Origin of the sequence: Anaerococcus sp. HMSC075B03 (assembly GCF_001815585.1) — a bacterium.
Classification (GTDB): domain Bacteria; phylum Bacillota; class Clostridia; order Tissierellales; family Peptoniphilaceae; genus Anaerococcus; species Anaerococcus vaginalis.
This window is the reverse complement of record NZ_KV821195.1, coordinates 88,589-101,031: the sequence shown is the minus strand read 5'-3', so window position 1 is coordinate 101,031 and position 12,443 is coordinate 88,589. Positions and strand designations below refer to the sequence as shown.

General features: G+C 31.4%; 15 protein-coding genes and 2 pseudogenes. All 17 read right to left on the bottom strand.

Translation table 11 applies throughout. The annotated features are described in order from the left end of the window. A pseudogene (locus HMPREF3045_RS06585) lies at positions 1 to 531 on the bottom strand (VirD4-like conjugal transfer protein, CD1115 family); the annotation flags it as partial. A gap of 11 nt (positions 532 to 542) precedes the next feature. Continuing rightward, the gene (locus HMPREF3045_RS06580; RefSeq protein ID WP_000545052.1) at positions 543 to 728 is read right to left on the bottom strand and encodes a transposon-encoded TnpW family protein; all 186 of its coding nucleotides are present in this window, start codon (positions 726 to 728) and stop codon (positions 543 to 545) included. 103 nt (positions 729 to 831) lie between these two features. Then, positions 832 to 1,839 (bottom strand): ORF6N domain-containing protein, encoded by a 1,008-nt coding sequence (locus tag HMPREF3045_RS06575; RefSeq protein WP_000797006.1) that lies wholly within the window; start codon positions 1,837 to 1,839, stop codon positions 832 to 834. 21 nt (positions 1,840 to 1,860) lie between these two features. Further along, a complete protein-coding gene (locus HMPREF3045_RS06570) occupies positions 1,861 to 2,184 on the bottom strand; it encodes a hypothetical protein (protein WP_001222546.1) in 324 nt (107 codons plus the stop codon). 173 nt (positions 2,185 to 2,357) lie between these two features. Beyond that, entirely contained in the window at positions 2,358 to 3,110 is a 753-nt protein-coding gene (locus HMPREF3045_RS06565; protein ID WP_047199655.1) for a phage replisome organizer N-terminal domain-containing protein, read from the bottom strand. Positions 3,111 to 3,112: 2 nt separating this feature from the next. After that, positions 3,113 to 4,765, bottom strand: coding sequence for a MobQ family relaxase (gene mobQ / locus HMPREF3045_RS06560; protein WP_070738114.1), 1,653 nt, complete (start codon positions 4,763 to 4,765; stop codon positions 3,113 to 3,115). A gap of 248 nt (positions 4,766 to 5,013) precedes the next feature. Next, positions 5,014 to 5,343 (bottom strand): DUF3847 domain-containing protein, encoded by a 330-nt coding sequence (locus HMPREF3045_RS06555; RefSeq protein ID WP_004825205.1) that lies wholly within the window; start codon positions 5,341 to 5,343, stop codon positions 5,014 to 5,016. 115 nt (positions 5,344 to 5,458) lie between these two features. After that, positions 5,459 to 5,734 (bottom strand): hypothetical protein, encoded by a 276-nt coding sequence (locus tag HMPREF3045_RS06550; RefSeq protein ID WP_004825250.1) that lies wholly within the window; start codon positions 5,732 to 5,734, stop codon positions 5,459 to 5,461. A 53-nt stretch (positions 5,735 to 5,787) separates the two neighbouring features. After that, positions 5,788 to 7,335, bottom strand: coding sequence for a hypothetical protein (locus HMPREF3045_RS06545; RefSeq protein WP_004825254.1), 1,548 nt, complete (start codon positions 7,333 to 7,335; stop codon positions 5,788 to 5,790). Beyond that, positions 7,332 to 8,042, bottom strand: a complete 711-nt coding sequence (locus HMPREF3045_RS06540) for an ABC transporter ATP-binding protein (RefSeq protein WP_004825159.1) — start codon at positions 8,040 to 8,042, stop codon at positions 7,332 to 7,334. The genes HMPREF3045_RS06545 and HMPREF3045_RS06540 overlap by 4 nt, the downstream gene beginning before the upstream one ends. 66 nt (positions 8,043 to 8,108) lie before the next feature. Beyond that, positions 8,109 to 8,417 carry a DUF1648 domain-containing protein gene (locus HMPREF3045_RS06535; protein ID WP_004825228.1) on the bottom strand — a complete coding sequence of 103 codons (309 nt, stop codon included), beginning with the start codon at positions 8,415 to 8,417 and terminating at the stop codon, positions 8,109 to 8,111. Then, entirely contained in the window at positions 8,398 to 8,997 is a 600-nt protein-coding gene (locus HMPREF3045_RS06530; protein ID WP_004825214.1) for an SdpI family protein, read from the bottom strand. Before HMPREF3045_RS06530 ends, HMPREF3045_RS06535 begins: the two co-directional genes overlap by 20 nt. Next, positions 8,987 to 9,262, bottom strand: a complete 276-nt coding sequence (locus HMPREF3045_RS06525) for an autorepressor SdpR family transcription factor (protein WP_004825167.1) — start codon at positions 9,260 to 9,262, stop codon at positions 8,987 to 8,989. The genes HMPREF3045_RS06530 and HMPREF3045_RS06525 overlap by 11 nt, the downstream gene beginning before the upstream one ends. A gap of 130 nt (positions 9,263 to 9,392) precedes the next feature. Beyond that, complete coding sequence (locus HMPREF3045_RS06520) at positions 9,393 to 11,243, bottom strand: recombinase family protein (protein ID WP_004825289.1); 1,851 nt, start codon at positions 11,241 to 11,243, stop codon at positions 9,393 to 9,395. A gap of 39 nt (positions 11,244 to 11,282) precedes the next feature. After that, positions 11,283 to 11,777, bottom strand: a pseudogene (locus HMPREF3045_RS06515) (type IV secretory system conjugative DNA transfer family protein); the annotation flags it as partial. Positions 11,778 to 11,818: 41 nt separating this feature from the next. Then, positions 11,819 to 11,983 (bottom strand): transposon-encoded TnpW family protein, encoded by a 165-nt coding sequence (locus tag HMPREF3045_RS06510; protein WP_070642607.1) that lies wholly within the window; start codon positions 11,981 to 11,983, stop codon positions 11,819 to 11,821. 104 nt (positions 11,984 to 12,087) lie between these two features. Further along, a partial coding sequence (locus HMPREF3045_RS06505) for a hypothetical protein (protein WP_070738107.1) occupies positions 12,088 to 12,443 on the bottom strand: 356 nt, incomplete at its 5' end.

Here is a 12,443-nt window from a genome sequence, read left to right as displayed (position 1 = left end):
TGATGTGTTATATAGGTCTATGGTTTCTTTTCCTAAGGTTTCAGATAATTCTTTTACTGTTGTTTTTTCTTTTCCTCCTAAAAAGAGTGTAGAGTCGCAGTTACCAACTATTGTATCTGCATGGTCTTTATAGATTGCTTTTAATTGAGATTGTGCTTGCAGTATTATGCTTGCCGATATTTCTCTTGAACGAATTGTTGCAATCAATTTTTCAAATTTAGGAATTAATCCTATATTTGCAAACTCATCAAGTAGACACCTAACATGAACTGGAAGTCTTCCACCATACACATCATCTGCCTTATCACATAGAAGATTAAATAGTTGAGAATACATTATTGAAACTACAAAGTTAAAGGTATCATCTGTATCTGATATTATTACGAATAAAGCAGTTTTTCTATCTCCAATTTTATCAAGCTCTAATTCATCTTCGCTCATTAGTTCTCTAAGCTCTCTTATATCAAAAGGTGCAAGTCTTGCTCCACAAGATATTAGAATTGACTTGGCAGTTTTTCCTGTAACAACTTGTCAAGGACTTTCTAATCATTTTTATGGGTTTTTTTGTCTTTTTTTTGCTCCATTTCCCTAAGCATTATCCTTTTCAATTTATCTTGCATGGTTTCCGTTGCATTTTCATTAAAATGGACAACAACCTCATAAGTTGCCTTTCCAATCTTCTTTATGGTCTTTGTTCCAATATTTTGTTCATTTCTGTTTTCGTGCATATTATTTTCCTCCTATTAGTTGCAATTAAAAAAGACGATAGAGTTTTATTTCTACCGCCTTTTGCAAGTCTTATACATTGAATAACGCTTGAGCATTTACATATTAAATTTTCAAATCCTTATTGCTCAGCATTCCGCCAAACATTGTATGATACATATCCTTAGAGGATTCCTCTATCTTTGAAATCGTTGATATTTTATTTCCTGCGTCCTTTGATGACGCTCCGCAAAGATAAAAGGCTTCACTGTCTGCTCCATAGTCGATGGCAATATATCTATCGTGATACTTTTTCCCTGCAATTTTCATCTTAAGATTGATATTAGGGTAATCTTTTCTAAAATCGTTTAGGATATTTTTTGTCAGCATATCCTTGTTTTTCATATTGTCGCTAAAGACTATAATTTCAACATTGTCTTTTGCAGCTCTTAATAATTCTAAGGTTTTCAAGCCTATATAGTTGTCTATCACATAAATACTTTTCTTTGCAGACTTATATATTTTGGTATAGGCAACATCTGCTTCAATCTTATCTCCGTTCATTAAAAGGAAATGCTTGTATGTGTCCGGATCTATAAAATTATCCATAACCTTTTTCAAATCTTCTTTTGTAGCCATTTGCGACTTTATTTCAGCTATATCCTTTGTATTTTGATTTGTCTGTACTGCTATTTGAACTAATTCTTTTGAACCGATAAAATCTTGGTTTTCTATGATAAAATCTTTCATTTGCTTAAATGTTCTAACTAAAGCTCTACTTTGCCTAACAGCAAGTTCACCTCTTAGTACAGTCATGAGCATATAGATTCCTTGTTCTGTAAATGCATAAGGATTGTATTTAATATTACTTCCTCTACCAGTCCCTCTGTTCAAGGTGAAATTTTTGCACCTTGAAAGTTCTACCATTTCTTCGTCCGTTAATTGGAACATGAAGTCTTCACCTTCAAATTTTTCTGCGTTGTTTTTCACCTGTCTATTAAAGTTTTTTGTTTCATAACCATATATTTCAGCTAAATCTGCATCAAGCATTACTTTTTGCCCACGAATAAGATATATTTTTTCTTGTATAGTTTTATCATCTACAATAACTATCTCTTTATTTTCTTCTGCCATGAAATGCACCTCCAACATTATCTAAATTCTTTTATATTTTTCTACTCCGCCTTCAGCTTTTCCGATGTGTTCTACATTTTTTACAAGTCCCTTATTTACATTTTCATAAAACCATCTGCCAATCAATGCCGGCGGTGTTGCGATTAACTCTCTCAAAACAAATTCTTTGCCTTTCGGTAAAGAGCTAATTTTGTTTAATAAGGTAGTATATAGGTCAACATAGCTTGTATTTTCTTGTAAACTGCTACACTTACAATATTCAGTAACGCTTGGGAAACCTCCCTCTATTGCTTTTTTAGTTAAAATTTCAAGTTCTTCATCGGTTACAGTAAATTGAATTCGCATTTATATATCCTCTCCTTATAACTGAGTTTATTACCATATCATTATCATTTTATCATAAATACGATATTTTTTCCATACTGCAATTTTAAGCTCCATTTTACACTTAGCAATAGTCTGATACCTGTTTTATCATTAACGCTCTAAAAACACCTTTCCACCGTCTTATACGAGGTCTACAAGTGTTCCCCCTTGTCATAATCTTCAAAGGTATATACTTTTGATTTACTGCTCTCCTTTAATTTCCCTTTGTCTTGTTCGTACCAATGAACTAAGGTCGCATAATGATCTTTATAGTTTCTTCCTGTGCTTTGCATATAGGTTGACAGCTTCTCTATCATTTTATCCCTATGACCTTGCATTTTATCCTTTAATTTTCCATATTCTTCATCAGTTAAGGAAACATTTTTATATTCTCCATAAAGGGAGGGGGATATTTTTTCTATCTCCCCCTCTTTCTCTAACTCTATATCTATCTCTTTATCTATCTCTATATCTCCGTTGCAGTTTTGTTGCAAAAGGTTGCAAGGTGTTGCACTGGTGTTGCATTGCAACGCTTTTTGTCCTCTCGATTTTCTTGAACGCCTTGTAGAAGCTGTTTCTGAACCTATAAGACTTGGGATTTCTGTTAAAAAATACTCGTCATTTTCTGTGATTATCTCCATCAATCCTTGTGCTACAAGATAATTTACTGTAACCATTACATCATCTTCCGTTTCATCAATCGTTAATGCAAGCTCCTTGATAAAGTCTGTTTCTACTCCGTCATAATACAGCTTCCCACTATCTTTTAAGCTAAGTAAAAGCAATTTGAGGTAAATGATTGTATAGGTATCTCCTCCTGATATTTTTCTTAGCCTTTTGATTCTCTTATCTGTAAAAAAATCTTCTTTCAATTTTAACCAATAGTATCTTCTGTTGTCTGCCATTTTTATCTTTCCTCCCCTTTATTTTTATAATTTTCTTTAGCCTTTTCCTTGGCTTTTTGTTTGTACTGCCTCTTTATTTCCTCTTGCTCTTGGAATTTTTTCAGTTGTGCAATTACGCTTGGTTTATCTCCTCTCTTAATTGCCTTGTCTATCTCTATGGATAAATCTATTCCATACTCATCATTGACAATCTTTACTGCATATTTGATATGGTCTATCTGCTTAAATTCATCTTGTACTTTAGCTTTATCTTCGCTTAAGTCTTGTATCTCTTTTTCAAGGCTTGATATTTCTTTTTGCCAATCACTTAATTTTATGGCTGATGTCCCGGTAAATTTTTCTATAATCTTTCTTGCTCTTTGGTACTTATCTATTTCCTTTTTATGAGAATTGTAAAAGCTGTCTTTGAATATGGTTTTGCTTTTGTATTCCTGATAGACTTCTTTATTTTCTTTGATAGAGTCTATGCAACTTACACATTGATTTAGGTCTTTTATTCTTTGTGTTTTATCTTGAATATCACCACTTATTTTTTTACTTTGCTTTGCCAGTTCAAAGACTTTTTCTTGTAGGTCTGCTATGGTTTGAAGATGATTATCTTTCAAATAGTAGATTGCTTTTACAAATCTCTTTAGGTCTGCATTTCCCTTTTTTATCTGTCCATAGTAGGATAGATTTTTTGTTTTTTCTCCCTGTATTTCGTTGTAGATAGAAATATACTCATAGAGGTTAAAGAGTTCTGCTTTGTTCTCCAGTTCATCTTTCTTGGTCTGTTTATACTCATCGTATTTTGCTTGCAGATTTCCAAGTAAAGAGTCTATCCAAGAAGTGATTTCTTTTATCTTGTTCTTGATAGCTTTTACTAAAGAGTTATGTTTTTTTATTTCTCTGTTGATGTTTCCTTTGTCGGTTTCGATTCCTTTTTTCTCTAAGGCACTGGCACTTGCTCCCATGTGAATGGTTGGGATTTCTTCTATTCCTTGTCTTTTGTAGGAACGATGATCCACTCTCTTTTCCTGATGATTTTTTTCTAAATACTGATTACAAAGACTTGCAAAATTCTCTCTCCATTTCTCTGCGTTTCCTTTATTGTTCCAGTCTGTCAGCTCTACTTTTCTTGTTTTGTAGTTACCGCTTTTTAATTTTATCTTTTCTCCGTTTTCATCAAGAACATATTCTTTTTTGCTTTTTGCCTGCCACTCTCCTTTTTCATTGATTGGTCTAAGAGTAGTCATAATATGGGCATGGATATTATTATTTTCTTCATCACTTTCATCATGGATTGCAAGGTCTGCTATCATTCCTTTTGATACAAAATTTTCTTGTATGAAGTCGATAATGAGTTTCTTGTTTTCTTCAAAAGATAATTCTTTCGGTAAGGCGATAATGAAGTTTCTTGCAAGCTGTGCATTGCTTGCTTTCTCATTTAGTTCAACGCTGTTCCATAATGTAGTTCTATCTTTTAATGCTATGGGAACATTCTCCGGCAAGAAGATTTCTGAATGTAAAAGTCCCTTTTTATTATGGTAATCGTGAACTTCTCCGTCCCATTCATTTTTGATTTTCTCACAAGAGATATATGCTGCACTTGCAACTGCCGATTTACTTTTTCCTCTACTTATCATGGAAATACTAAAGTGAAATGTTTCTGCCATCTTCATAAGCTCCTTTCATTTTTTTGTTTATTTTTCATATAAAGAAAAAAGCAGACAGGCTATTGTTTGTATCTTTTCCTATCTGCTTTATCCGTATGTTTTTATTAAGTTTTGGATTTTCAAAGACTTGCTAAAATCCCTTAGTTTTTCTAAGGGCGCAATTATACACCCTAAAGGGTGCTTTGCGTTCTGCGAAGCTTTTTGCCCTTGCAGGGAGCTTCTGAAAAAACTAAGGTTTTTTATTCTGTCTACTCGATGTCTGTTTCATCTTCCATATCTTTTCCATTTATCATTTCTTCATAGGCTTGTCTGTATTCTTCTGTGTGAGTAGAAATATTTAACAGCTTTTCTATATCCTCATTGGTAAACATAAGAGGATTTTTAATTACCTTTTCTACTATCAAGCCTCTTTGAATAAGCCTATGATTTCTTCTTGTTCTCTCTTTTTGATTTGCTAACTTGACTAACATTTTTTCTCTATTCTTTAGTTGTCGTAACTGAATTTCATAGCTTTCTTTTTCTTCCTCAAGCTCTGCAATTTCTATTTGTACTTCTTGTAATGTTTTTTCTTTTTTCATTTTCTATTTTCCTCTCTTTCTAATTTTGAGCAAAGAAAAAACAGTAAACCTTTTTGATCTACTGCTTTTCTCGTTAGCCATTATTTAATTATTAGTTAAACAAACTGATAGTTAACTACCAATTAAAATGAGTAATAGCACCTAACACCATTATTAATATCCCGGTCATTCTAATCCAAATTTTTAAATTAGAATATCCTTTATAGTTTTCAGGTTCTACTGGATTTAAAACAAAAAACAATCCAAAAAGACATGCTCCAATATTAGAAAACCATTTAACATCTGTAACACTGCTTATAATAAACCCTAAAAACATACAAATAATTCCAATTGTTATTTGCCTATTAAAAGTTAAATTTTTCAAAAATCTCATCCTCTCATAAATTTTCATTCATTTATCTCTATATTTAATTTTATTATTAGTTCATTAGTATTTTCTTCACATTACTTGCAAAAATTTATAGATAGACTAACTCTATATAATTTTTGACAAACAATAAGCATTAAGGTGCATATTATAAGCATTGTTACTTGATATGACAAATGCAAGAAAATCATCATTATAACAGGAACTGCAATCATCAAGATTGCAATAAGATTGGTTAGTATGGCTGCTGTACTATGCTTAACTACACTTATCTCATCATTCCATTTAAGTTTCATGTATCGCATGTTTAGATAAAGACCTACAACAGAAATAAATAATGAATAACATATCGGAACAATCAATACAAAACTCATTTGAAGCAAATTCAATTTAGTTTTCAAAAGAATCATCATTACTGCAAGTACATATCCAACAAAGTGTATTAAAACATTAACCGCTATTTTACTATTTATGATTTTCCTTGTAGACACTGGTGATGATTGTAATATCCATAGGTTATTGCCTTCCAATGATATGGACGATGATGTAGTGCAGGACATTATTAAAAATGAAGCAATAAACAATGAACCATATTGAGTAAGTATTGGTTCCAATGAGCTTATTCCTAACAGATTTTCTATATTAGAGATTCCAAATATAATACATCCACATGATACAAAACACAAAATCATAATGCCCAAAGAAGTATTTATTACATAACTGCTTGAGCCTAAATATCGTCTCAATTCTTTCTCAAACAATGCTCTAAATGGTGTCTTTATCTTAATAGTTAAGTTAGCATCTCTTTTCCCTTGAAAACTTCTATTTAGAAATAGATGTATTTTATCGTAATTTTTCATTGAGAAAGTGAAATACAAGCTAAATATCGCAACTGAAATAAACAAGAAAATAACAAGTCTAATTTGTAAACTTTCTCCGATATAAAATAGCTTTGCAAAAGGAAATATTTTTATAAGTTTATTCTCAATAATTTTTTCTAACGCTGAATATTTCGCCTCACGATTTATTAATATAACTATAAAATATCCCATGAAAAGCAAAAATGATAATGTGATGTTCACAATATTTTTTCTTTTACATAAACTACCTAACATCTCAATTAAAATCGCCAAGCCGGAAGCCACACACATAGGAATAATAGGGATAATTATGCTTGCTACTAAAAAAATCAAAAATAGTTCAATTGAAATGTATTGTTTTAATAATAATAAAATTACATCTGGCAGCAGTACGCTTTCACATATAATTAAGTCTATTAAATATAATAGAAAAAACTTACTTGCAATGATTTCAGATTTTTTTACCGGAAAAGAACTAAGCATTTCAAAATCTTTGTTATAAAAGAAAATAGAATTACTTCTAAAAATCGTTGCTAAAACCACAAAGAAAAACGATATGGAAACTCCATACGATACAGCATACTTATATAACCCAATTTCTATAATTGATTTTATTGAAAAGAAATTGTACAAGCAAACCAACATAAATACAGAAAATAGACTCAATGAAGTATATATCAATGTTTCTTTTTTGTTTTTCTCTCCATTACCGATATTAAGGAGATTGATCACTTGATTTTTTACAAGTATGACAGTATTCTTCATTTTTTAATCATCTCCATAAAATATTGCTCTAATCCATCAGAGGTTTTTAATATTTCTGTTGTTTTACCCTCAAAAATCAAATGTCCATTATCTATCATGGCAATTTTATTACAAAGCTTTTCTGCAACTTCTAAAACATGTGTTGAAAAGAAAATTGCTCCACCATTTCTCGCTAACTTTCTCATTTCTTCTTTTAGCAAATATGATGATTTGGGATCTAATCCCACGAAAGGCTCATCCATTACTAATAACTTAGGGGAATGAATCAATGCTGAGATAATCACAATTTTTTGTTTCATACCATGTGAATAGGATGAAATTGTATTGTTTAGAAAGGATTTCATTTCAAACAAGTTTGAGAAATAATCTAACTTTTCCTCTCTTACATTTTTTGCGACTTCGTATAAATCAGATACAAAATTGACATATTGAAAGCCTGTCAAATTTTCATATACATCAGGATTATCCGGTATATAAGCAATATCTTTTTTATAAGTTTCATTTTTTCTGCTTACTTTTTTACCATTAACAATGATTTCACCATCAAAATCATGTATTCCCACGATAGCCTTTATAGTTGATGTCTTACCTGAACCATTAGAACCAATAAACGCATATATATCACCTGCTTCTACCGTTAAATTTAAGTTAGCAATTGCAACATGACCATTACTATAGGTTTTCGAAAAATTATTTATTTTCAGCATAATTCCTCCTAAAAATAGCCCCAGCAGAATAATCTGTCTGGAGCTATTTTACTCTGCACTATGTTCTTATCTCAAAGCTAAAAATATTACCAAGAAACTAATTGCTATTACACTTAATGGTACAAGATAGTATTTCCATGTTGCTTTTTCACTTCCTTGAAACTTTGCAAATGCAATAAAGTTAATAAGCAAATATGCAAATGGTGCTCCGTAAGTTAAGTAGGTTTTGGCGATAGTACCATTAACATTTCCAGATGAATCCCAATGTACTGGTACTATATCTGGTAAATTCTTACCAAATACCAAGAAAATGCCAACTGTAGCTAAGCATAAAATACTACTAATAATTAGGTGCTTAATCTTTGATGATTTCATTTTTCTCCTCCTTTTCTTTTTTTAATAACACAATGGAATATATCAATGGAATGACATATAGCAGCATTGCATAACTAATCATCCAAAACCATTTATTTGAAAGACCAACGGATAGTATCAAAATGCCAGATATAATCCATAAATATCCCGCCAACCTATGCACTTTAAACCATAGTACCGGTCTATCTAATAACCAGAAAAATTTCAGTCCTACAAATCTACTTGGTTTTGTTTTTGGCAAATAATTCCCAACTGCAATAATGGTTAAAGCTACTAAAACATGTATTATTTTCTGAGTATAGTTTTCATTCGCTTGATTAAAAACATACTTTCCATATTGTGATATAGAAAATAACACAGGAACACTCATTGCAATAGGCAATACTAATTTATGTGGCAATCTATCTCTTTTCGCCAGCATCCCACCAATTATATCTAAGCCTATGCTAAATACCGAAATTATCATTGGTAGTATATACAACTTATAGAAACTAATTTCTCCATTTCCGTTAGTTAATAGGTATATACTTGCTGAAAAACTAAGTAGTATTATTACCACATACCATTTTTTATTCTTCATTTTCCACTCCTTGAAACTGTGATAACCAAATTATCATTTCCTCAAATACGGATATATTTATGTCATAGTATATAAAATTCTTATACTTCCTCTCCGTTACTAATTCTGCTTTTTTTAGCAAGGATAAATGATAAGAAATGGTTGAATTAGATAAATCATATTTTTCAGCAATTTCTCCTGCTGTAAGTGATTTTTGCTTCAAGGAAAGTAAAATATCACGCCTTACAGGATCTGCTAATGCTTTAAATGTATTCGGGAATCCCACTAAAATTACCTCGTCTAATCTATTTTAAACTTCAAAATTCTATTTCGATATATTTCTAAATAGATTATACTTTTTTACAGAATGTATGTCAACTCTATTTCGAAAATATTCGAATTATTTTTCAATTAAATTATTTGCAATCTGTTTTATGGGTACACATATATTCAGTAATTGGTATACCCACTCTTTTTAGAATCTTTAATTTCTCCTGTTTCTTCTGCTCTCTTCTTGCCTTATATTTATCTTCATACTCTTTCTGTTTTCCGCTTGCTTTTCTCTTAAGATAATTTTGATGTAACTTGTCCTTTCTTTCCTTGATTTTTCTTTCTTCTTCCTCAAGTTTTTGTTTTTCTTCCTCACTTAACTCCGCCTGTGGCAGTTCATAATTGCCTATGAAATTAAAGTAAATTTCTATCTTTTGCTTTGATGTCTGACTTCCTTTTCTATCTCTTTCATGTACGATAATTTTTTCTACAAACTCATTTATCATTGTAGTTGTAAGTTCATCAAAGTTTTCATAACGACTGATAAGAGATATAAATTTCTTAGCTCTGTCTGTTTCTTTTTCATATCTTGATATTTCAAGCTCTAAAGCTTTAATCTCTTTGCTTAAAGTTATCTGTTCCGTTTCATATTGGTTATTTAGTATTTCATATCTGCTATTTGGTATTTTGTTAAGGATCATATCTTCGTAAATTCTGCACATCAGTCGTTCAAGTTCCTGAAGTCTATTTTGGCTTTCCGTTAATCTTATCTTTTTCTTTTCTATCTCTATTTTTTCTTTTTCTTCCATTTCATTTTGAATAGAACGGATAAAGTCTTCATTATCTTCATCAAGGTTTTTTTTAATGTCTTTCAGTGTTTCCCTAATAAGATTTAAAACTGCTTCTGCTTTTATTCTGTGTGCTGATGGACAAAGTGTGCCGCAAGGTACTTTCTTGTAATTGCTGCAAACATAGTATGGGACATTCTTGTAGTTGCTTGTTCTATGAACATACATCTTGCTCCCACAATCTGCACAATACATCAGTCCTGTGAGTGGGTGATATTCGCCCCAACCGTCAGGATACCTTTTTACATTTCCTCTTATCCTTTGCACATTATCAAAGGTTTCTTGGTCTATGATTGGCTCGTGTGTATTTTCAAAAATAAGCCAGTTATCCTCGGATACATATTTACTTTTCTTATCCTTGAAGTGTTTTCTTGTTTTGAAATTGACTGTATGTCCTAAGTATTCCTGTTTCTTTAGAATACTTGCTATTGTGGAACTACACCAACGATATGGGTGTTCAAAGTTTTTGCTTTGATATAGCCCATAGCCTAATTTTTGTTGATGGTAGGCGGGTATATCTACTTTTTCACTCTCCAATATCTTTGCTATTCGATACGGACCATTGCCTTGCATGGTCATATTGAATATTCGCCTTACTATCTCTGCTGCTTTTTCATCTACTATCCATTTGTTTTTATCTTTTTCATCTTTGATATAGCCATAAGGTGGTGTACTTGCCGTATGTTTTCCACTTTCGCCTTTTGATCTGAAAGTCGATTGGATTTTTCTTGATGTATCTCTTGCATACCATTCGTTCATGATATTTCTAAAAGGGGTAAAATCATCTTCTCTGTAAAAACTATCTACATTGTCATTGATAGCGATTAGTCTTACGCCCTTTTGTCTTAGTATCTCCATACATTGACCGACTTTGAGATAATCTCTGCCAAGTCTGCTCATATCTTTTACGATGATACAACCGATATTTCCTTGATTGACTCCGTTCATCATTGCCATAAATCCCGGTCTGTCAAACTGTGTTCCGCTGATTCCATCATCTGTAAAGTGAATGATGTTTGACAAATTATTTTTGCTTGCGTATTCTTCCAATATTTTTTTCTGATTGATGATAGAGTTACTCTCTCCTTGCAGTTCATCATCACGACTTAATCTTTCATAGAGTGCTGTTATCTTTTCAAAATTCCTCATTTTTACCCCCTTTCTCTTAATTTTTCAATAAAAAAAGAATTAAGAAGTACATATTTCACTAAAATAGTGATTAAGTGTTCTCCTTAATTCTATTACTCCTGCTGCCAGCTTATATTTCTTGTATTGCTTAACTGCAAAATGACTTGGATCTTTCTTTTCAAGAGCTTCAAAAAGCCTATCAATTGGGTTCATATAGGTTTCGTCATCTTCTCTAACCTCACTTGCGTCAATCATATCTAAGAGTGTTTTAAAATTCTTTTCTTCTTCAGGTGCTTCATAATAAATATACCCAATAAGAGCAGTGTAATATAACTTTTCAGCCTTTACCCAAAAATCTTCTCCTGCCTTTTCTCCATCTCCCTTGGTGTTAGCAATTATGGTTTGGACAAGCTTTAAAATATCTTTTTCACTTCTCAAGTATGCAAAGGGATTGTATTTCATAGATTTTTTAAAGTTTATTGTGTTTAATATCTTTATGTCGTAACCATTTTCATAAAGCATTTTTCCACATTCTAACACAAGTGTGCCTTTTGGGAAGATTTGTCAAGGACATAAACAAAATTTCTTTGAAAAATTTATATCTTTTCTGTTTCTCTCTTGATTAGCTTTAATATTTTATCCTTGTATGTTTCGCCTGTACCTTGCTTAAAATGTAGGTTTACAGTATATTTTGTCTTCCCAATATCCATAATTAACTGTTTATGTGGTGGTACTTGTATTTTTCTTCTTTCTTCTTCCATAAGTTCTCCTTTCCATTTTTAGACAATAAAAAACAGCAAACCATTTTTGATTTACTGTTACTGTGTTAGTTTTTATTAAATTGCTTGATTTTCAAAATTGAAATTTACCTAATGCGTTTCCCAATTTTCATTTTCTTACGCCATTCTGGTGCTATTCCATCATCAGACCAATATTCATCCATTTCTATAATCAAATCATCCTTAAGATGGATAAAGCTTACTACATGAAAAGACTCACTATTATCTCTTGGAAAGACTCGGCAAGCCAGAATAATGGTATTTGCATTTTCTTCGATTTGTTCTATTTCTCCATTCCAGTTTCCTGGATATTCACAATTTGCTTTTATATACTCATCTAAGGTAAATACCTCATTTGTGCAATGCCATTTTATAACGGCATTTTTTTTAAAAAATTTCCTAAGTTCTTCTGCATTTTGTGATAAAACTGTTTTGAAAAATC

Coding starts and splice junctions, on each gene's coding strand:
- HMPREF3045_RS06580 (WP_000545052.1), bottom strand. CDS start 728: ATGCACGAAAACAGAAATGAACAAAATATTGGAACAAAGACCATAAAG.
- HMPREF3045_RS06575 (WP_000797006.1), bottom strand. CDS start 1,839: ATGGCAGAAGAAAATAAAGAGATAGTTATTGTAGATGATAAAACTATA.
- HMPREF3045_RS06570 (WP_001222546.1), bottom strand. CDS start 2,184: ATGCGAATTCAATTTACTGTAACCGATGAAGAACTTGAAATTTTAACT.
- HMPREF3045_RS06565 (WP_047199655.1), bottom strand. CDS start 3,110: ATGGCAGACAACAGAAGATACTATTGGTTAAAATTGAAAGAAGATTTT.
- mobQ (WP_070738114.1), bottom strand. CDS start 4,765: ATGGCAGAAACATTTCACTTTAGTATTTCCATGATAAGTAGAGGAAAA.
- HMPREF3045_RS06555 (WP_004825205.1), bottom strand. CDS start 5,343: ATGAAAAAAGAAAAAACATTACAAGAAGTACAAATAGAAATTGCAGAG.
- HMPREF3045_RS06550 (WP_004825250.1), bottom strand. CDS start 5,734: ATGAAAATTTATGAGAGGATGAGATTTTTGAAAAATTTAACTTTTAAT.
- HMPREF3045_RS06545 (WP_004825254.1), bottom strand. CDS start 7,335: ATGAAGAATACTGTCATACTTGTAAAAAATCAAGTGATCAATCTCCTT.
- HMPREF3045_RS06540 (WP_004825159.1), bottom strand. CDS start 8,042: ATGCTGAAAATAAATAATTTTTCGAAAACCTATAGTAATGGTCATGTT.
- HMPREF3045_RS06535 (WP_004825228.1), bottom strand. CDS start 8,417: ATGAAATCATCAAAGATTAAGCACCTAATTATTAGTAGTATTTTATGC.
- HMPREF3045_RS06530 (WP_004825214.1), bottom strand. CDS start 8,997: ATGAAGAATAAAAAATGGTATGTGGTAATAATACTACTTAGTTTTTCA.
- HMPREF3045_RS06520 (WP_004825289.1), bottom strand. CDS start 11,243: ATGAGGAATTTTGAAAAGATAACAGCACTCTATGAAAGATTAAGTCGT.
- HMPREF3045_RS06510 (WP_070642607.1), bottom strand. CDS start 11,983: ATGGAAGAAGAAAGAAGAAAAATACAAGTACCACCACATAAACAGTTA.